We start from the raw sequence: 20,348 nt of genomic DNA on the forward strand, positions 1-20,348 counted from the left end.
TGTGACTACGTCAACTAAAAGTGTACTATTTTGATAATAAATCAAGAGACACTTTTGACATGGAAAAGACAAGAGAAATTGAGCAATACTTAAGATGGAAGTTCAAACTAAGAGTACTTGAATTTGCAAAAGATTATGGAAAGGTCAAGGAGACCTGTGAAATGTTCAATGTTAGCAGGAGCAGCTATTTTAATTGGAAAAGAAAGTTTGACAAACATGGAGCAAAGGGTCTTTTAAGGAAAAAGAGGGAAGCTGATACCTACCCCAATAGAATCAATCAGAAAACGGTTGATCTGATATTGGACCTTAGAAAGGAATACAAACTTGGCACATGGCGCATCAAATGGTATTTGGAAAGATATCACAGTATCAATGTCTCTGAATCAAGTGTCTACAGAACCCTGAAAAGGAATGGTATCAAGCCGCTCGAACGAGCCGTTACCAGAAAAGCGATGGGACCTAAACGCTATGCCAAGAAAACCCCGGGCCACCATGTTCAAGTAGACGTCAAGTTCTTGGTTTTCCACACCAAAGAAGGAAAAAAGATAAAAAGGTATCAGTACACGGCGATTGATGATTGCACACGTATCAGAGCGTTGAAAGTATATGAAAGGCACAACCAATCAAGTTCCATTGACTTTATGGATTATGTGGTCGGTATGTTCCCGTTCCGAATCCATACCGTCCAAACCGACAATGGGCATGAATTCCAATCCAAGTTCAATTGGCATGTGAAGGACCTTGGCATGGAGCACCGTTATATAAAGCCCGGAAGACCCCAGCTCAATGGAAAGGTGGAACGGTCGCACCTCACGGACAAAAAGGAGTTCTATCAACTATTGGACTACTCCGACGACGTGGATTTGAACAAAAAAATAAAGCAATGGGAAGACTTTTATAACTTTGATAGACCACATGGTGCATTTAAGGGAAAGACACCCTATGAAATTTTAATGTATCACTTGAAAAAATAAGAATTCAGTGCCATTTTAGCTGAAGTAGCACAAAAAGTTTTGCAGACCATTTCTTTTTGTTTATTCCACAAAAGACAAGGGTTTTAAAAGCCCCTTCTTCTTTATTACAAAAAGATACAATTAGATTTTGGATACTACCCCTACTGATTTTTTTTCAGTTTACCCAAACTTATTCTCATGATCCTTATTCTGGTAGGAAAACCAAAAAACCTCCCTATTACTTTTTTAAAGCCAAAGATCCCGCACTAGAAATTAATGATATTCTGGAAAAAGACTCCCTTTTCAAGCCAAGTAAATTATTTAAAATTGATGATCTAGATGCGCATTATTGGATAAAAATCGATTTTATAAACGAGCTTGATACCCTTGAAACAAAAGGTGAATGGAAATTGATGACCATTAACATTTCAAATGCCACAATATACTATTCGATTGATAATAAAATACAACAAAAGCCCTATGGTCAAAGGTGGATCGAGCCAGAAAAGGCTACATCCATTTGGTATTATCAAGGATTTAATTTCAAAAAAAGCAACTTAATCAATAATAGATATTTATATCTTAAGGTTCGATACATTGGTGGAGATAACATGGCTCCAGGTATCGGTTATCTCTCCATTCCAGCAAGTAGTTTATATACCAAATATTATGCTCAATATGATTTGGACTGGATTACATATGACCATATTTATATAGGCGCCTGTCTGATAATTTTTGTAACCTTTCTATTAATTTATTTAAGCACTCGCAGACATGAGTTCTTGTTCTATTCACTTTATGTTATTTTCTCCCTCATTTACTTAACAGACATTAACCTTGGCCCAAACTTATTTCACAGCGTGTATTTCTCCCCTTTAGGCCTTTGGACAACTATATCATCTCAAATATTTATCAATCTTTTCTACATCCTCTTTGCAAAGTACTATCTGGATACAAAAAAAAATTACCCAAAACTTGATGCAATTATATTTTATCTAAAGTATTTATTGATACTAATGATAGTAATCGATCTCTATGCATTCTTCTCCGAGCATTATAATATGAAGCGTTTTTGTTTAAGCTTCCAGAGGTTGGTCATGATAGCCTTTGGTTTATTTTCAATGATATACTTGCTATTCAAATCAAAAGACAAACTTGCAATTTTTCTTGTTGTTGGTTCATTCATATTTATGACAGGTGCCCTTGGATTCCTTTTTACCAGAGACAGACATTATATGATGATTGGATCCATTCTGGAAATCATCATCTTTTTCCTTGGTCTAGCCTACAAAATCAAACTGGAATACGAAACTAGATTAACCCTACAACAAGAGGTTTCTTCCAAGGAAATTAGTGCGTTGCGTGCCCAAATGAACCCTCATTTCATCTTTAACTCCTTGAGCTCCATTCAAAACCTGATCCTTAAAAACGACAGGGTATCTGCTCTAAAATATCTGTCGCAGTTTGGAAAACTGGTGCGCAATGTGCTGGAAAGTTCCAACCAGGCCATTGTAACACTTACGGAAGAAATAGCCTTGTTGAAATCATATCTGGAGCTAGAGTCCCTTCGGTTTGACAATGCTTTCAAATATACCATTGACGTGGACGAAAATCTGGATGCCGATAGTTTAGAAATCCCTTTGATGCTCATACAGCCATTTGTAGAAAATGCCATCATCCATGGCTTGGTGGGCAAAAAGGAAGGCGAAAAAAAATTATCCCTAAGCTTCAAAAAAGATGGACAGTTTGCCGTTTTTGAAATCGAGGACAATGGTATCGGGCGAATAGCTTCAGGAGCGTTTGGCGACCCCTCCAAAAAGCAGCGAAAATCGAGGGGAATGGAAATCACCGAAAAAAGATTGAAAATGCTAAACAAATCCAATACCAACCCAAACATAGTGGAAATTGTGGATAAATATGATCCCTATGGCAATTCCACAGGCACGAAGGTCATCATACGAATTTTTAACCCATAAAGACAAACCTATGATTTTAAAAGTAGTTATCATTGAAGATGAAAAACACAGCAGGGAAACCTTAAAATCGATGCTTGAAGAGTTTTGCAAGGACGTTAAGGTAATCGCCATGGCCGCATCGGTAGAAGAGGCGGTAAAAGTACTTTCGGTATACAGTCCAGATGTAGTCTTCTTGGATATCGAGTTGCAATCCGGGGTAGGGTTCGATGTGCTCAACCAGATCAAAAACCCCAATTTCGAAGTCATTTTTACCACGGCTTTTGAAAAATATGCGATAAAGGCCATCAAGTTCAGTTCCTTGGATTATTTGCTGAAACCCATTGATCTTGATGAACTGCAACAGGCTGTGGAAAAGGCCCGAACCCGTATGGACACCAATGTGTACCGGGAACAATTGGACACCTTAATGCAGAGTATTTCCAAAGGAAGTGTCCGACCCGAAAAAATCTGTCTGGCCACTACGGCAGGAATCGAATTCATTGCCTTGGAAGACATTATTGCCTGTAAAGCCGATGGCTCCTATACCAGTTTTGTCCTAAAGGACAACAACACGCTGTTGGTAAGCAAGCATTTGAAGGAATATGAAAACCTCTTGGGCGACCATCAGTTTATGAGGGTGCACAACAGTTATCTCATCAACCTAAAGGAAGTTAAAAAATACATTAAATCAGATGGAGGGTATTTGATCATGAGCAATGATATGCAGGTGAACATATCACCCAAGAAAAAAGATGATCTTATCGATGCCATGAAACGACTCTAATCCTTTTTGTTGATGAGCCCCTTGGTGAACTCATTCAGGGTTTCCACCTTTTCCTCAAAATTACCTTTTAGGGTCTGTCTGTATTCATTTAGGTTTTGGACCAGGTCATCAATATTATCCGGAATCACATCCTCAAAGAACTGACGCAATCTTTTGGCCGTAGTGGGGGATTTGCCATTAGTGGAAATAGCCACTTTGACATTGCCCTTCGTCACAATACCTCCCATATAAAAATCGCAAAAGGGTGGATTGTCCGCCACATTGACCAAGATGCTGCGTTCCCTGCAATCATGATATACCTCTTCATTTACTTTGGGATTATCGGTACAGGCAATCACCAAGTGCTTCCCTTCCAAATATTCCTTTTGATATGCCGCTTGCACCAATTCAACACTATGTTTTTGGGCCAGTTCCACGGTGTCCTTCAAAAATTCCTTGGCCACCATCTGCACTTGGGCGTTAGGACTGGATTTCAACAAAAAGGTCAGCTTTTCCAGACCAACATGGCCTCCCCCCACAATCAATACGTTAAGATGGGATACTTTTAAGAAGATGGGATAGAGTTCATTCCGTTCCATAAAACCTTTCAATTTATTCTTCCTGGAACCTTTGGCTTTGGTTTCAATGATAAAGATACTGACAATTTACGTAGGCTTATTTGAAGGAAGTAGTGTAACTGCTAGAAAGTTGGTTCCTCCAATTGCTTTTTGGCCGTTTTAAATTCATACCGAATAAACAATTCGTGCGATCCTCCGGTATAGCTGGCCAAATTGGATGATGTGAGATCATACGCATATCCGGCACTCAGGTTTGGATTGATCTGCATCCCCAACAAGGTGGCGAAAGAGTCGTCCCAACGGTAGGCCAGTCCAAAGGTGAAGGTTTCCTTGAGCAAAGCATTGACCGAAATATCGGCGATCATCGGAGCACCGGGCACCCATTTTACAAAGAAGGCGGGTTTCAACTTTACTTCCGGGGTAAGATCCACAACCTTCCCCCCTATCACATAATAATGCAATCGCTCCGCGGCGATTTCCTGTTCCTGGCCATCATAATGCTTTTGGGAAAAGAAATTGGGCACGGCAAAACCTAGGTAGCCTTTGCCCGAATTATAATAGATTCCAGCGCCAATAGTCGGGAAAAATTTGCTCTTGATATTATTTTGAAAAGCCACATCGGCATCCTCGGTCAATCCTTTGGAGAAATCCACATCGAAGATGCGCCCTCCCACTTTCAATCCGAAGGATAGCTGTCTATTGGTACTGTCCAATTGAATGGTATAGGATACATTTCCATCCAAAAAAGTCTCCGAAGAAGGCCCAAGGGCATCATGGGCCAAAATACCACCAACACCAATTTTGTTTTCCAATGGAGTGTCCACAGAAAGTACCTGGGTATTTGGGGCACCATTGATCCCTACCCATTGGGAACGGTGCATGAGCAAAGCGGTCAAGTGGCCATTGGAGCCTGCAAAGGCAGGGTTCACACTCATGGCATTGTACATATACTGGGTAAATTGGGGATCTTGCTGGGCCGAAACCGAACACATCCACACCATAAGGACGGGCAAACAAAGCTGCCTTACTATTTTCACCGTATGTTTCATCGCAAAAAATACCATCCTTATCTGTTTATATACAACCAATCCGTTCGTGGTTCCGATCCGTCACCCAAATCCAATACATAGTAATACGTCCCTACCGGAAGTTGGTCCTCCTTTTGAACAATGGCCCGACCGTTGGGTGTGCCATCCCAGTCATTTTTGTAGGAGCGGGTCTCAAATACAATATTCCCCCATCTGTTGTATACCTGCAACGAATTATTGGGGTACTGGGCAATACAATCAATTTTGAAATAGTCATTGACCCCATCACCATTGGGTGAAAACTCGTTGTAGACCACCAAGCAAGTAGGCACTACATAGGCTTCAGCAAAGTTGTTGGAATCGTCCGTATCCCACTGATCCACATAGGCCAAACTTGCCGTGTTCACATAATCTTCAATATCCAAGACTTTGGCGGTGACTTCCAACGTAGCCGTTTCCGCTGGTTGCAAGATTGAGATTTCCCAAATACCTGAATCATCATATGTACCTGTAGACGCCACAGAACTTACCAATTGATATCCCAAAGGCAATTGGTCTTCAATACCGATCACGGTGGCCGGAACGTTGCCTTGATTGGTCACTGTTATAGTGAATACCACTTCATTGCCCATGCTGGGGGACATATTGTCCACCATTTTTGTAAGGGCTATGTCCGTTGTTTGTGGAATGACAAAGGCACTGGCCTCATCATCATCGGCTATACCATCTGAAAGGTCATCGGCTTCCACTCCAATGAAAGGGTCACTATCCGGATCCATAAAATTGCTTGCCGTGATGTAGGCATGGTTCACATATTCCTCTTCCATCCCAGTTGGTGCGTTGACCACGGCCAAGACTTCCAAACTCTCCGTATCTTGATCTAAAATGGTCCGGTTGATGTTCCATATTCCAGAACTGGGATTATAAACCCCAGCAGTAGAAGTGTGGGATTGATAGCTATACCCTTGCGGTAATAAATCGGTCACCATGACTCCAGAAGCATTGGTCGGCCCATGATTGGTTACACTGACCACAAACCTTAACACATCGCCTACATTCGGGGATGCATTATCCACGGTTTTGGAAAGAGACAAGTCCGATAACCCTTGCGGAACAGGTATCACGGTATCCTGATCGTCTTCGGAACCTAGGTTGTTATTCGGGGTAGAATCTGGATCATAGGTGTCCAACGCAATCAACTCGGCTGTATTCTTGTACTCCCCACTGGATAAAACAATCACTCTAATTTGGAGTGTCTCTGATATGCCGTTGGACAAATTGGGCAAGTCCCACGATCCCGCTATTTCATCATAAATTCCGGATGTAGTGGTTGCCGACACAAAATTGTACCCACTCGGCAATTGATCTTCCATCACCAAGCCTGTCGCATCATTGGGACCATCATTGGTCACTACTATGGTAAACAGAATTTCATCGCCTGCATCAGGATTCATATTATCCACTTTCTTGGTCACAGAAATGTCGGTCACATGCCTTGGATTGGTCGCCTGTTCATCCTGATCATCCTCAGAAGGCACATTGTTATTGGGGGTGGAATCCAAATCGTAAAGTATGGCAGCAATGACTTCCGCAAAATTGTTATAATCTCCCGAAGGGTTTACTTGAACCATCAAGTTCAACTGCAATTGATCACCTGCCGCAATATTTCCAACATTCCAACGCCCATTATTTGGGTTGAACGACCCTCCGGAATCCTCGGAAATAAAGGTGTATCCTGATGGCAATCTGTTTTCCACCATTACCCCAATGGCATCACTGGGTCCTTCATTCCACAAGGTCAAGGTAAAGGTAACATTGGTGCCTACATCTGGTGTGGTATTGTCTACGGAAACATCCAAATTCAAATCTGCCGAAGGAATGGGCGTGGTTCCCGCATTATCTTGGTCGTTCTCAAAGAAATTGTTGTTGTTCGGGGTGGAATTGGGGTCCAAATTATCCGAAGCAAACACTTCTGTCACATTGAAATAGTCCCCATCAGGATTGACCGTTGCCACAATGTTCAAGGTTTCCGTATTGCCATCCACCAAGGTGCCGTTCAAAGTCCACATGCCTGTTGCTGCACTATACGTTCCTGCTGTTGAACTGTGTGACACATAGGAATATCCTGTCGGGAGTTGGTCGATAATTTCCACGCCTGTGACATCGCTGGGCCCATAATTGGTGATGCTGATGGTAAAAATGACTTCTTGCCCCACATAAGGACTCAACACATTGACGGATTTGCGCAATAACAGGTCCGAAACGGGCACTACAATCGGTGTTATGGTCTGTTGATCATCTTCGGTCTCACTATTGTTTCCTGGGGTAGAATCTACATCGTCCTCGGTAACGTTGGTCAGTTCAGCTGTATTGGAATAGATTCCGGTTGGCAACACTTCCACTGTAACATCCAACGTTTCAGAAGTTCCATTTGGCAAACTGCCCACAGTCCAGGACCCGTTGGAAGCATTATATGCTCCGTTTGAGGCCACGGCATTCACAAATTGGTATCCAGAAGCCAACGCATCTGTTACCACAACATTGGTGGCATCACTGGGGCCATCATTGGTGACAGTTACCGTAAACACAATCTCCGCGCCTACTTCAGGAATAAATTCATCCACCGTTTTGGTCACTGAAATATCCACTATAGGATTTGGAACCACTATCACTTCATCTTGATCATCTTCACCGGGCACATTATTATTGGGGGTAGAGTCGACATCAGTTTGGTCATGTCCGGTGATTTCTGCAACATTGATATAATTACCGCTCGCATTTACATTGGCCAAAATACTCAAGCTTTGAGATGCACCATTGGCTACTGTACCAACCACCCAAATACCTGTAAGTTCATCATAGCTACCACCACTATTATCCGAAACATAGGTGTAGCCTGAAGGCAGTAAATCGGTCACCTCTACGGATGTGGCATCACTCGGGCCATCATTGGTCACCGTTAAGGTGAATCTCACATTATCACTTACCAAAGGTGGCGATTTGTCAATCTGCTTGGTAAGGGAAAGGTCGATTACCTCCTCTGGTGCCACGGTCACATCCCCTTGATCATCCTCGGAAGAAACTCCGTTTGCTGGAGTGGAATCCGGGTCATAGGCATCGGAAGCGATCACTTGGGAAGTATTCGTATAATTTCCGGTCGGATTGACGGTTACGTTTATCACCAAGGTTTCGGTGGCCCCATTGTTCAAAGTGCCCACTTGCCAGTATCCATTGGTAGCGTTATACGTCCCCGCGGTTGCGGTGTATGAATCAAAACTGAAACCGGACAACAACTGATCTACAACAACAACATTGGTTGCATCATCGGGACCGGAGTTGGTCACGGAAATTTCAAAACTTATCTGATCCCCAACAAAAGGATTGAGGATATTGCCCACCACCGATTTGGTCAAGGATAAATCTGCCTGCAAAGGAGCGGCCGTAACAGTAGCTTCATCATCTTCGCTTTGGTCGCCATCATCATTATTTGGGGTACTATCCAAATCAAATTTATCGGCAGCCGTTACTTCTGCAACGTGGGTAAACTCGCCCGAAGTACCCGTGGGTGTCAATACCGTAGCATTGAAGGAGAGGGATACCGTATTGGTACCCAAAGGAACCGAAAGTCCTATCCAAGAAACTTTATCTGTAATAGTGCTGTACGAACCTCCATTATCGATTGCCGTTACGCTCCCAAATCCGATCGGCACCAAGTTTTCCACCGAAACCCCAGTGGCATCCACATCTCCCAAATTGCTTAGGTTGATGGTAAAAGTGACCACATCGCCAATTTCAGGGGAAGCATCACTTGCCAAGGCCTCTATTTGTAGGTCCACTCCTAAGATGGATATGGCAGCAGTATCAGAATTTGTATCGCAAGTGGCATCAGAAACGGTCCATTCAAAAATATAAGCGCCCGGTGCCGTATTCGTTATTTCCGTGTTCGGGTCATTCGCATTTGCAAAACCCACAATGGTCGGGCCTGATAACTGGGTCCATGTACCTGTACCCACAATGGGTGAAGAGGCATTCAAAAAAACTGGGGAAACCTGTGTCAAGGTTTGGTCTGGACCTGCATCAACGGAGCACAATTGCCCATACCCCATTTGCATAAAAGCGAACAGAAAAAGAAAGGCCAATAGGAAATTGCATGGTTTTTTCCGGGGTTGGGGTTTGTTCATAGTTCAGTTGATGAGGTTGTTCTTACGTAGTAAGACATACCCAAACATATCAAGAACGCCCGTAAATTGGGAAGTTATGTTGTATTACGGGGATCAAATGTTGTGAAACATCGGATAAACGATGAAAGCCAACCCTTAAATTTGATTCCTTTCGCTGGGCTATGACAATCGATACAAATCCTATTTTAGTACAAAACCATTGATTCCAAATAGATTACCATAAAAAAAGCTCGCCAATTTGACGAGCTTTTTATTTTGAAAGGATTGAATAGCTTTTTAAGAATTTTACTTTTCTGGTTCCCAGTAGTTTCCTCTTTCCGGACGTGCATTTTTTGCCAAGCCACCAGTGAGTTTTCTTCTTTCCCGAAAAACAATGGGCATGGTCTCGCAGACATCTTCAAATGGTCTTCGATTTTTTGCCAATGGCCCTGTTATCGGCTTATGGTCATGATCCTTGACTACCAACATGGATTGTGGTTTTGGATTCTTCCATGGCTTTCTATTTTTAGCCCTGGGACCTGTTAAAACATCTTCTTGACCATAGGCAAAGAAAGCTCCCAAAATCATCATTAAAAAAGTAATATAAAAATTATAAGCCATATATTTTACGATATTATCAATTAATGGTCACAAAAATATAAATATTTCAATTTCAGCAATAGATAATTATTTGTTAAAATGACCAATTTTCATGTCAAATATTAGTTAACTCAAAAAAGGAATTTCCCAATAAAAACCAAAAATCAAGCTATCATCATATTCCTATTTTAAAGAGATTTTCGTTTTAGCTCTTTTGGGATTTAAACCGGCCTATATTCATTCAAAATTGACACATCAACAATATATATTAGATAAAAAAGTAAAATCAATAACAGAAGTAATACCAACCCTATCTTTTCTATCACCTTCATTATTTATTGAAATTTATATTTTCCACTTGTATTGGCACAACATCGGAGATTCTCAAATTGGATTTCGAAACCACGGTGATGGTTGCCGTTCCAGGAGCTATGCCGGTCACAAGTCCAGATTGGTCCACAATTGCCACATCTTCATCGGTACTACCCCAGAACACATTTTGATCTTTCGCCGTTTCTGGTAAAATAGTAATGCCAAATTGTACGGATTCCCCAAGCAAAAGGGTTTGCTTATGTTCAACAATCTCCAATCCTTGAATATCGTTGGACAGAGTACTTTCATCTTCATTATCCTCCGAACATCCCATTAAAAAGAGTGCTGACATAGAGGTCAGCAATAAACCCGCAAGTTTGATTATCCATATAGTTCGTTTCATATACGTATTTTGAATTTGTTCTTTTTTGTTTGCCTTATTTGGAAAGCAAAGAGCCGGTAGAGCAATCCCACCAGCTCTTTTGCAACCAAAAACTACAGTCAAATATTGCTAGATAAACTAGCCCTCATATTGCCCAATTCCTCATAAAGGACAATGCTTTAATCCCTAATAAATTCTCAATGAAATGATCAGGAAAAACTCTTCTCATCATGGTAAGCGGCATCAATTCCTTTGATTTCCATTTCGGCATCCACACGGGTACCCTTAGTAATGAACTTGGTGACCTTGTAAATGGCAAAAGTGCCCACCACGGAAAAGAGAATGGTCACCAAAACAGCTACCAGTTGTGCAACTACTTGATTGGGGTTTCCATAAAAGAGTCCGGCCTCCCCATTTATACCGGGATCTGCAAATAGCCCGGTCGCCAAAGAGCCCCATATGCCCACAAGACCGTGTATTCCAAATGCGTCCAAAGTGTCATCATAATTCAAGGCTTTTTTGAGGTGTACTACCCCGTAATAGCCCAACAATCCTGATGTTACTCCAATGATCAATGCTCCATCGATACCGACATAACCCGCTGCCGGGGTAATGCCCACCAATCCTGAAATGGCTCCCGATGCCAATCCCAAAATAGACGGTTTTTGTTTTCGGTACCACTCTACGGACATCCAGGCCAATGCCCCGGCACATGCCGCTACATTGGTGACCATGAACGCGTTTGCCGCAATCCCGTCTGCCGCCAACTGACTACCTGAATTGAATCCGAACCAACCGAACCACAACAATGCGGAACCCAACACGGTAAGCTTGGTTGACGAAGGGTCAATTTCCACATGTTCCTTTCTTTTACCCAAAATCAGGGCTAGTACCAATCCGGCCACACCAGCATTTACATGGATTACGGTTCCCCCGGCAAAATCCAGTTCGCCCAAAAAGTGGAGGAGTCCATCCCCCCAGATCATCCGTACCAAGGGCGCATAGACAAAAAGTACCCATAGGGCCGAAAACAAAACCCAACTGTTGAATTTGAGGCGCCCTATCACCGACCCGGATATGATGGCCACGGCAATGGCAGCAAATACACCCTGAAAGGCCACAAAAGCAAGTTCGGGAATGGTCCCTATCAATTGATCGGGAGCAATGCCTTTCAGAAAAAAGACCTTTAAAGAGCCAAAAACTACATTCCCTTCTGGACCAAATGCAATACTATATCCACCTATGATCCATACCAATGTGGCCACACAAAAGGCCACGTAGCTCATCCCAACGGTATTGATTACATTCTTTTTATTGGACAGCCCTCCATAAAATAAGGCCAGCCCAGCGGGGGTCATCAACATGACCAATGCAGTGGCGATCAACACCCATGCTGTATCTCCTGTATTCATTTTACTTTTTTTTTGTTGTCTTAAGCCAGAACTTCAACTTTTTTATCGGCCCTTTGCTTTATGGCCAGTTCCAGCATTTCTTTAATTTCCTTGTTCTTGAACTTGATGGCATCATCCAGTGGGGTATTGCCCCATCGATCCTTTGCCTCCAGTTGTACCCTTTGGGTTACTAAATGCCGTACCACTTCAATTTGATTTTCACATGCTGCCAGGTGCAAGGGCGTGCGACCATCATAATCCGCCGTATTGGGGCTCACACCCTCAGCTTCCAATCGATAGATCTCATCTAGATCACCATAACTGGCAGCCCTGATCAACTCCATGACCTTGGTGGCCATTACCTCATTTTGCTTTCTTCTAGGGTTGATTTTTTTGGAATGTCCGACCAAGGAATCATACTGGTGAAAACTGAAACGCTCCACCAATCGTCGACAGAATTCCACACCTCGGACAGTATTCCCTACCTGGTCCAATCTTGGTGACCATATACTGATGCCCATCAGATTGGGAATGACCAACATCAATGCCCCAGAAACCCCACTTTTAGCAGGAAGACCGATCTTGAAGGCAAACTCGCCCGAGAAATCATACATGCCACAACTCAACATCAAAGAGAGGCAATTCTGTACGGTTGAAGCCCCAAAAATCACTTTTCCCGTCAATGGATTGGTGCCTGCATTGGCCAAGCTGGCCGCCGCAACAGATAAGTCGCTAGTACAGGATTCTATGGAGCAGCATTGAAAATAGAATTCCAATGTTTCAGTCAGATTGGTTCTTTCCGGAAAGGCATTCTTTTCACGCATAAAATAGGCCAAGGCAAAATTTCGGTCAGCCGTCTGTCGTTCCGAGAGGTATACCGAATTGTTGAAACTAATCTGTTTATCACCACATAGAGCCTGCCAAGTCTTACTTACCTTATCGAAACGATCAGCAATGTCACTTTCCCTATCGATAAGGGAACAACTCATCATAGCTCCTGCATTGATCATTGGATTATGGGGTAGTCCTTTGGAGTTTAGCGCCAATTCGTTGAAGGATTGTCCACTAGGCTCTCTTCCAATGTGGCTGTGTACCCGTTCCTCTCCCAACTCTTCCAAGGCAAGGCAATAGTTAATGGGCTTACAGGATGATTGGAGACAAAAATTCACCTTGGAGTCACCAAAAGAGTACCGTTGCCCGTCTACCGTACAGACAGAAATGGCAAAATGGTCAGGATGTACACGGGCCAATTGTGGAATGTAATCAGCCACCTTGCCGTTGTTGTTTTTAAGGGTCTCCCTAAAGATTTTGCCCAGTTCATCGCAAAACGATTCAAAGTCAGGAATGACCAGATTTTCGGTCAAGGATTTTTTCACAAGGGCATTTTGCCTCAGGATATCATTAAACTCCGTGGCTGAAATCGTCGGACTCTTTCTTCGTTCCCTTTCCTTTTGTCCAAAGCTTTGCAACAGTTCCTGAATGCGGGGATCATCAGGTAAAATTCCCGTTCGGGCCAGTTGGTCTATAAACCTATCCGATTCAATGGATTTTTTCTTCCCTTGGTCCAACATACGGAAAAGGGAGTCTGCCGCATGATTGTCCATCTGCGTTGTTGTAGTCATAGAAATAAGAATTTTATGGTTTAAAGAGGATAGTTAGGGCCATCAAAGATGGCCCTTTCAACTAACTAACCCAACTAAGAAACCAAGGTTTCCGATGGAACAGCCTTAAGTATTTTTGATGTGACCAAATAAGGGCAAGCATTGGATGCGGGACGCCTGTCCTCCAAGTAGCCTTTCCAACCATTCTCCACTGTGGTCACTGGGATACGGATGGATGCTCCCCTATCGCTGACACCGTAAGAAAAACAATCTATGGATTGGGTCTCATGAAGCCCAGTTAGCCGTTCATGGTTCATGGAACCGTAATTGGCAATATGTTCATGGTGCCTATCACCCAAATTATCCAATATTGATTTGAAATATGCCTCACCCCCAATGGTACGCATGGTGCCATTGGAAAAATTGGTGTGCATTCCCGAACCGTTCCAATCCCCTTTTACCGGTTTTGGGTGCAGCTCAATGTCCACGCCATATGTTTCGGCCAACCTGAACAACAAGTATCTGGATACCCAAAGGTCATCCGAAGCACTTTTAGCTCCTTTGCCCAAGAGTTGAAACTCCCATTGTCCCAACATCACTTCTGCATTGATCCCCGTAATATTGAGTCCACATGCCAGACAAAGCCTTAGATGTTCTTCCACAAAGTCTCTAGCCACCACATTTTGGTTCCCGATACCACAATAGTATTTACCTTGTGGTGCAGGAAAGCCCTCTTTGGGAAAACCAAGAGGGGCACCCCTCTTTGTTATTACGTATTCCTGTTCAAAACCGAACCAGAAATCCGTATCGTCATCGTAGGTGGCTCTATGGTTGGTAAAGTGTGGGGAACCATCCACGTTGAGCACTTCGCACATGACCAAATACCCATCCTGCCTACTGGCATCCCTGTAAATTTTGACCGGTCTTAGTATACAGTCCGAGGAATTTCCTTCTGCTTGAAGGGTTGAACTTCCATCATAGGACCAAAGCGGCAAATTGTCTAAAGAAGGGGCTTCTTCCAGTTCCAGCACCTTTGTCTTGCTTCTTAAATTGGCCTCGGGTCGATACCCATCAAGCCAGATATATTCGCACAGATATGTTTTCATTTCCATGTATTGTTTGTTTAGAATTTATGTGATTTGATTTAAAAATTGAATATTGGTCTCACGTTTGGACGATGCCTCCTTTTGAGACTCCAACCATAGCCCACTGGTGAATTAGGCCTCGGTCTAAATGTGTTCCTTTTTGATGTTCTCATGATTTTGTTCGTTTTTTGATGATTTTTGATGATTGATGAATAAACTCTGGGAGCTATTGGGCCCATTCTTCCGGTTCCCAATAATTTCTGTGTTCAGGACGGGTATTCTTGGCCAAAGGACCTGTAAGTTTTCTTCTTTCCCTAAAAACAATTGGATAGGTTTTGCATAAATCGACACCCGGTTTCCTGTTTTTGGCCAAAGGTCCGGTCATTGATTTGTGGTCATGGTTCTTGATCAACATGGTCGCTTGCGGCTTAGGATTCTTCCATGGCTTTCTGTTCTTGACCAAGTGACCTGTTGTCTTTTTCTGCTGTGCACTCATCAAGCACACACTCAATAGACCCATTAAAATTGTTATAAAAATGCTTTTTTTCATATTGTTTGTTATTTCTGACATTTTAGCGATGCAAAACTAAGACGCACATAACAATCCAATATGTCACATTTCCGCTAAATCGATGTACATTTCCGACACCTGAAATGCACAATTCCGACAGGGTATCACTTTTCCGACATTGAACATCACCTAAACATCCCAAAAAGCACAATCACTCTTTAGTAATTTGATATAGTGTCAATTACAGTAAGCAATACATCCCCTATACATGAAGAAATTAGGATGGGTCATCTATATTTTTGAAGGAATGCCGTAGGGCTCAGGCCAAATTCTTTTTTGAACGACTTTGAAAAATAAGATGGATTGGAAAAGCCGGTTTGATATGCAATCTCGGCAACATTGTCATCGCTTTGCAACATAAGCTGCTTTGCCCTGTGCAACCGTACAGAGGAAATCAATTGGATGGGCGACTTGTTGGTCACTGCTTTCAGTTTGCGCTGTAATTGTCGCTCCCCGACCCCAATCTCTTCACAAAGCATTTCCACCCCAAAAAGTTCGTCGTCCAAATGGGACTCAATACTCTGAAGTACATTTTCCAAAAAATTACCATTCTTGGGCAGTTGGCGCGTCACTGTTAAATTATTGGGTTCTTCAGCCTTGCCTTCATCACATACCCTAAAGAGAATATGTGGCTCCCCGGTATTATTATCGAAGACGGATTTATGCTGGGCAAAGGTCAAACCTGCACCGGACAACAGGTATTTTACGGTCTGTGTGATCAATATTTGGTTAGGGTTGGCCTGCTCCAAAATTGAACCAACAAATTCCTCGGTGTCGGGACTGATAAAATGTGCCTCATCAACGGAGCCTTCCTTAATATGGATTCCAACGGCGAGTTGGCCTCCCATTGTCTTGACCGTTTCAAAAAGGTTCATGAAACAGTTTACTGCCTTACTGGGTCCTTCAAAGGTTGAAAAAAAAGTCCTCCCATCGCATTGAATCACCTGCCCCCTATATTGTGACACGAACTGGGCAATAAGCTCTTGCTGTGTGGGTGTTGCCCTTTCCGCGGCAAAGAGACGTGCCGCGGCTATGGTGTAGAGTTGTTGACCATAGCTTTGCTGAGGCCTGATTCTTAGGGTGAATTTTCTGATTTCATCCAACACCTCCTTGGAATTGCCCACCCAAAACAGATGGTCGCTCCCATCAAGTTCCACAAATTTGGCATCAGGTATGCGTTCGGCAATGAACCTGCCTTCATCAATTTTTACATCTATATCTTGGGCACGCTGAAGAATCAATGTCGGCACCTTTATGGAGCCCAATATATTAATTATGTCCACCTCAGTGTTCATTTTGGTGAGTACCAGAGCCGCACTTGGACTGGCACCCGATCGGAAATAGTTGGCCAACCAATCCATAAATTCCTTATCATCTTTTTTTGAAGGCGCAAGGGATTCCAGGTTCATTTCTCCGCTTCCCCAATTCTTCTCGATCATGCGATAGACTTCCTGTCGCTCTTCATATGTTGGGGCCCATGGATAGTTAGGTGCATATATTCTTTTGGCAAAAATCCCAAAGGTTATCAAGGAATGTGTCCTATTGGGATAGGTTGCTGCGAACAATGCGGAGACCGAGCCTCCTTCAGAATGTCCGAACAAAACTGCCTTTTCGGAACTGACTGCATCCATGACCGCCCTGATGTCATCCATTCGTTCCTCCAACGTGGACAGCTCCACAATCCTATCCGAAAGCCCGGTACCTCTTTTATCAAAAAGAATCACTCGTGATATTTTTCCCAACTCTGTCAAAAAGTCGACCAGTTCTGGGCAAGCCCACATCAAATCAATATTGGAAACCCAACCAGGGATATAAACCAAATCGACCGGTCCCGTACCAAAAACTTGATAGGCAATGTTGATGTGGCCACTTTTTGTATACTGAGTAGCTGGCTTCATGATTGTGAGTGTTCTCGAATTAATTGGTAATTAAGGCTTTATACTTGTCATTTTAGCCTCTAATCCATATAAGACGTATTACAAAAATAGTAACAGTTTTTATTAATGGGCCAAGAATGGACATCATAATACCTCTTAAATGGTAAAGTGACCGAATATAAATACATAAGGGAATGCCCTAAAAATGCCCCCACTTAATTTAGAATCCCTTAAAAATTCACAATTATGAGTCAATTTAGGTTTAGATCTGTGTTTTTTTAATAAGTTTGTTGGTGCATGAAACAAAATCGTTACAGAAATAGTATCTCATACATACTTCTTGCCCTTTTTCTGGCAACGAAACTTGTTGGTCTTCATGTTATTACCCACAGCCATGACAAAGACTACCTAGATCACTGTGCCATTTGTCACAATATCGCTTCCGATAGTCATGCACCTGTTGTTTTTGTTGGTACTGATGAATTCATATTACACGAAGTAGAGTTTGTTCCTCAAAAGGAGGTCAGCAATGCTTATGATTTTCAGATTTCTTCCAACCCAATCCCTAGCCTTCTCTTTTCAAGGCCACCCCCTTCCATCCTTTCCTTAGGATAGTTACACACTTTTTTCACTCACTCTCCCCATAAAAGGGAGAAAACTTAGCATTAAATGCATATTAAAACACTGATTTCAGCTGTTTTATGTGTTTTCGTATCATATTGTTCCACGGCTCAAGATTGCACCTATACCTTGCATGGAACCATTAACGATTACCATAACAAAACAGCTCTGTCTGGAGCTACTGTCATTATTGCAGGAAGTAGACTATCAACCATTTCCGACGTGGATGGCACTTATAAGATTCAAGGCCTCTGTAAGGGTAATATAGAATTGGAGGTATCCCATCCTGAATGTACCTCACTAATAATCCCCCTTCAAATAGACGGGGACACTGTATTTGACATAAAACTGGAACATCATCTGGAAGAGTTGGATGAGGTTAAGGTTGTGGGAAGCATTATACAGGATAAGACGAACTCGGCCCAGGAAAAAACTTTAAAACTCAACACCTTGGAATCCTTTAGCGTAGGCAACTTAGGCGATGCCTTGAAGGAACTCAGTGGTGTCTCTTCCCTCAATACTGGGGCAAACATAGTAAAGCCTGCCATTCATGGCTTGAATGGTAGTCGGGTGCTGATCTTAAATGACGGTGTCCGAATGCAGGATATGGAATGGGGAGCCGAACATGCCCCGAACATCGATATCAATTCTGCAGGGTCCATTTCGGTCATCAAAGGAGCATCGGCATTGCAATATGGAGGTGATGCCATTGGTGGCACCATTGTAATGGAACAAGAAAAAATTCCCATGAAAGATACCCTTTATGGCAAGACCTTGCTCAACGGGGTTTCCAATGGAAGGGGTGGAAATGTTGTTTCTGAATTGACCAAGGCCTATAAAAGCGGTTGGTTTGTTAAAGGACAAGGGGCTTACAAACGAATGGGGGATCATGAGGCCCCGGACTATGTGCTGTCAAATACCGGGGTAAAGGAATTAGCTGCCTCACTCCAGTTCGGGAAACACCAATTTACATGGGGATGGGATGCCAGATACTCCTATTTCAACACGGAAATCGCCATTCTCCGTTCCTCCCATATAGGAAATGTGGACGATTTGATTCGAAGCATCAACAGTGGTGAACCCTTGATCATCAACCCGTTCACCTATGATCTTCAAAACCCTAGACAGAAGGTCACACACCATTTGGGCAAACTTAAATTTTATAAGCGTTTTGAAGGTGTTGGAAAGTGGAATTTACAATACGATTTCCAGAGCAACCGAAGGTTTGAGTATGACATACGGCGTGGTGATCGGGACAATACACCCTCAATTGACCTTGAACTGACCACACATACCCTTTCCACTGATTTTTTGTGGGATGCCAACAACAAATGGCAACTTCATGCGGGAGTATTAGGGAGGTACCAAGACAATTTTGCAAACCCTGACACCGGTGTACGTCGTCTCATCCCAGACTATCAGAAATTCGATATTGGAAGTTTTCTCATCGGTCAATATAGGGTCAACGATCGATTGTTGCTGGATTCGGGAATACGTTATGATTTCAGCAAGATAGATGCCAAAAAATACTACAGGACCTCTCGTTGGGAAGAACGCGGGTACGATGATGAATATCAGGATCTTGTCGTTGAGGATCTGGGCACTCAGCTTTTGGTGAACCCCGTATTTGACTACCACAACATTTCCACTACGGTTGGAGGAAAATATAGATTCAAGGATTATTCCGAGCTTAAGATCAACTATGCTCTTGCACAAAGGGCACCCAACCCATCGGAGCTGTTCAGTGATGGCCTTCATCACTCCGCTTCCCGTATTGAACTGGGAGATCTTCGGATCAAAAGTGAAACATCGCACAAGATTGCCGCATCATATGAGAAGGATTTCAAAAAGTGGGGATTCATTCTTGAGCCTTTTGCCAATTGGATCCAAGATTTTATCCTTTTGGAGCCGACTGGAGTGGAATATACCATCCGCGGGGCGTTTCCTGTTTGGGAATATCGTCAGACCGATGCCCGTTTATTGGGTGTGGATCTTTCCGCTTCGGCAAATTGGACCGACCATTGGAAAACGGACCACAAATTTTCTTTGGTAAAAGGTAAGGATTTAGATAATGATGGTGCATTGATCAATATCCCAGCAGCCAATTTTAGGAACAAGTTGATTTTTTCCATGCCCCAATGGAACAACTTTGAAGCTTCCTTGGAAAGCCAATATGTGTTCCGTCAAAATGAGGCCCCTGACAATATCATGGTTTACTCACCAGAACAGCAACAGGATGTTCTACTCGAAATCAACACTCCTCCAGATGCCTACCATTTGCTTGCATTTGGGTCAAAGATGGAGTTTCCGTTCAAAAACAGGACGAAATTGACAACTTCTTTAACCGTGAACAACCTTTTGAATACGAACTATAGGGATTACCTAAACCGGCAACGTTTCTTCGCCAACGATCTGGGAAGAAACATCATTTTACAACTTAAGTTTAACTATTAATTACATTTCAAATTATG

The 20,348-nt window shown here is 42.8% G+C and carries 14 protein-coding genes; 4 read left to right on the forward strand and 10 right to left on the reverse strand.

All coding sequences use genetic code 11. The features are described from left to right. The first annotated feature begins 59 nt into the window (after positions 1–59). The 3 genes from D2V05_RS08185 to D2V05_RS08195 are packed head-to-tail and all read left to right on the forward strand — an operon-like array spanning position 60 to position 3,692. On the forward strand, positions 60–974 hold the full coding sequence (locus tag D2V05_RS08185; protein WP_119646114.1) for an IS481 family transposase: 915 nt from the start codon (positions 60–62) through the stop codon (positions 972–974). 56 nt (positions 975–1,030) lie between these two features. Beyond that, positions 1,031–2,929 carry a sensor histidine kinase gene (locus D2V05_RS08190; RefSeq protein ID WP_119647182.1) on the forward strand — a complete coding sequence of 633 codons (1,899 nt, stop codon included), beginning with the start codon at positions 1,031–1,033 and terminating at the stop codon, positions 2,927–2,929. Between the two features lie 10 nt (positions 2,930–2,939). Beyond that, the gene (locus D2V05_RS08195; protein WP_119647183.1) at positions 2,940–3,692 is read left to right on the forward strand and encodes a LytR/AlgR family response regulator transcription factor; all 753 of its coding nucleotides are present in this window, start codon (positions 2,940–2,942) and stop codon (positions 3,690–3,692) included. On the opposite strand, the gene D2V05_RS08200 is transcribed toward D2V05_RS08195, so the two are convergent. The 10 genes from D2V05_RS08200 to D2V05_RS08245 all read right to left on the reverse strand — a co-directional run bounded on the left by D2V05_RS08200 (position 3,689) and on the right by D2V05_RS08245 (position 17,277). Continuing rightward, entirely contained in the window at positions 3,689–4,270 is a 582-nt protein-coding gene (locus D2V05_RS08200) for a precorrin-2 dehydrogenase/sirohydrochlorin ferrochelatase family protein (protein ID WP_119647216.1), read from the reverse strand. The genes D2V05_RS08195 and D2V05_RS08200 overlap by 4 nt on opposite strands. A 101-nt stretch (positions 4,271–4,371) precedes the next feature. Beyond that, complete coding sequence (locus D2V05_RS08205) at positions 4,372–5,313, reverse strand: PorP/SprF family type IX secretion system membrane protein (protein ID WP_119647217.1); 942 nt, start codon at positions 5,311–5,313, stop codon at positions 4,372–4,374. Positions 5,314–5,315: 2 nt separating this feature from the next. Continuing rightward, complete coding sequence (locus D2V05_RS08210) at positions 5,316–9,458, reverse strand: T9SS type B sorting domain-containing protein (RefSeq protein ID WP_119647184.1); 4,143 nt, start codon at positions 9,456–9,458, stop codon at positions 5,316–5,318. Positions 9,459–9,743: 285 nt separating this feature from the next. Next, positions 9,744–10,028, reverse strand: a complete 285-nt coding sequence (locus D2V05_RS08215) for a hypothetical protein (RefSeq protein WP_147378249.1) — start codon at positions 10,026–10,028, stop codon at positions 9,744–9,746. Between the two features lie 340 nt (positions 10,029–10,368). After that, positions 10,369–10,854 carry an Ig-like domain-containing protein gene (locus D2V05_RS08220; RefSeq protein ID WP_119647186.1) on the reverse strand — a complete coding sequence of 162 codons (486 nt, stop codon included), beginning with the start codon at positions 10,852–10,854 and terminating at the stop codon, positions 10,369–10,371. An 86-nt stretch (positions 10,855–10,940) separates the two neighbouring features. After that, positions 10,941–12,143: an ammonium transporter gene (locus tag D2V05_RS08225; RefSeq protein WP_119647187.1), complete on the reverse strand. Its 1,203-nt coding sequence runs from the start codon at positions 12,141–12,143 to the stop codon at positions 10,941–10,943. A gap of 20 nt (positions 12,144–12,163) precedes the next feature. Continuing rightward, positions 12,164–13,744: a glutaminase A gene (gene glsA / locus D2V05_RS08230; RefSeq protein WP_119647188.1), complete on the reverse strand. Its 1,581-nt coding sequence runs from the start codon at positions 13,742–13,744 to the stop codon at positions 12,164–12,166. A 74-nt stretch (positions 13,745–13,818) separates the two neighbouring features. After that, complete coding sequence (locus D2V05_RS08235) at positions 13,819–14,829, reverse strand: glutamine synthetase beta-grasp domain-containing protein (protein WP_119647218.1); 1,011 nt, start codon at positions 14,827–14,829, stop codon at positions 13,819–13,821. Between the two features lie 205 nt (positions 14,830–15,034). Further along, positions 15,035–15,358, reverse strand: a complete 324-nt coding sequence (locus D2V05_RS08240; RefSeq protein WP_147378250.1) for a hypothetical protein — start codon at positions 15,356–15,358, stop codon at positions 15,035–15,037. Positions 15,359–15,606: 248 nt separating this feature from the next. Next, complete coding sequence (locus D2V05_RS08245; RefSeq protein WP_119647190.1) at positions 15,607–17,277, reverse strand: alpha/beta fold hydrolase; 1,671 nt, start codon at positions 17,275–17,277, stop codon at positions 15,607–15,609. Between the two features lie 648 nt (positions 17,278–17,925). Between D2V05_RS08245 and D2V05_RS08255 the strand changes: the two genes are divergently transcribed. Continuing rightward, on the forward strand, positions 17,926–20,331 hold the full coding sequence (locus D2V05_RS08255; RefSeq protein ID WP_119647192.1) for a TonB-dependent receptor: 2,406 nt from the start codon (positions 17,926–17,928) through the stop codon (positions 20,329–20,331). The last annotated feature ends 17 nt before the right edge of the window (positions 20,332–20,348 follow it).

Origin of the sequence: Flagellimonas pelagia (genome assembly GCF_003584135.1) — a bacterium.
GTDB lineage: Bacteria > Bacteroidota > Bacteroidia > Flavobacteriales > Flavobacteriaceae > Flagellimonas > Flagellimonas pelagia.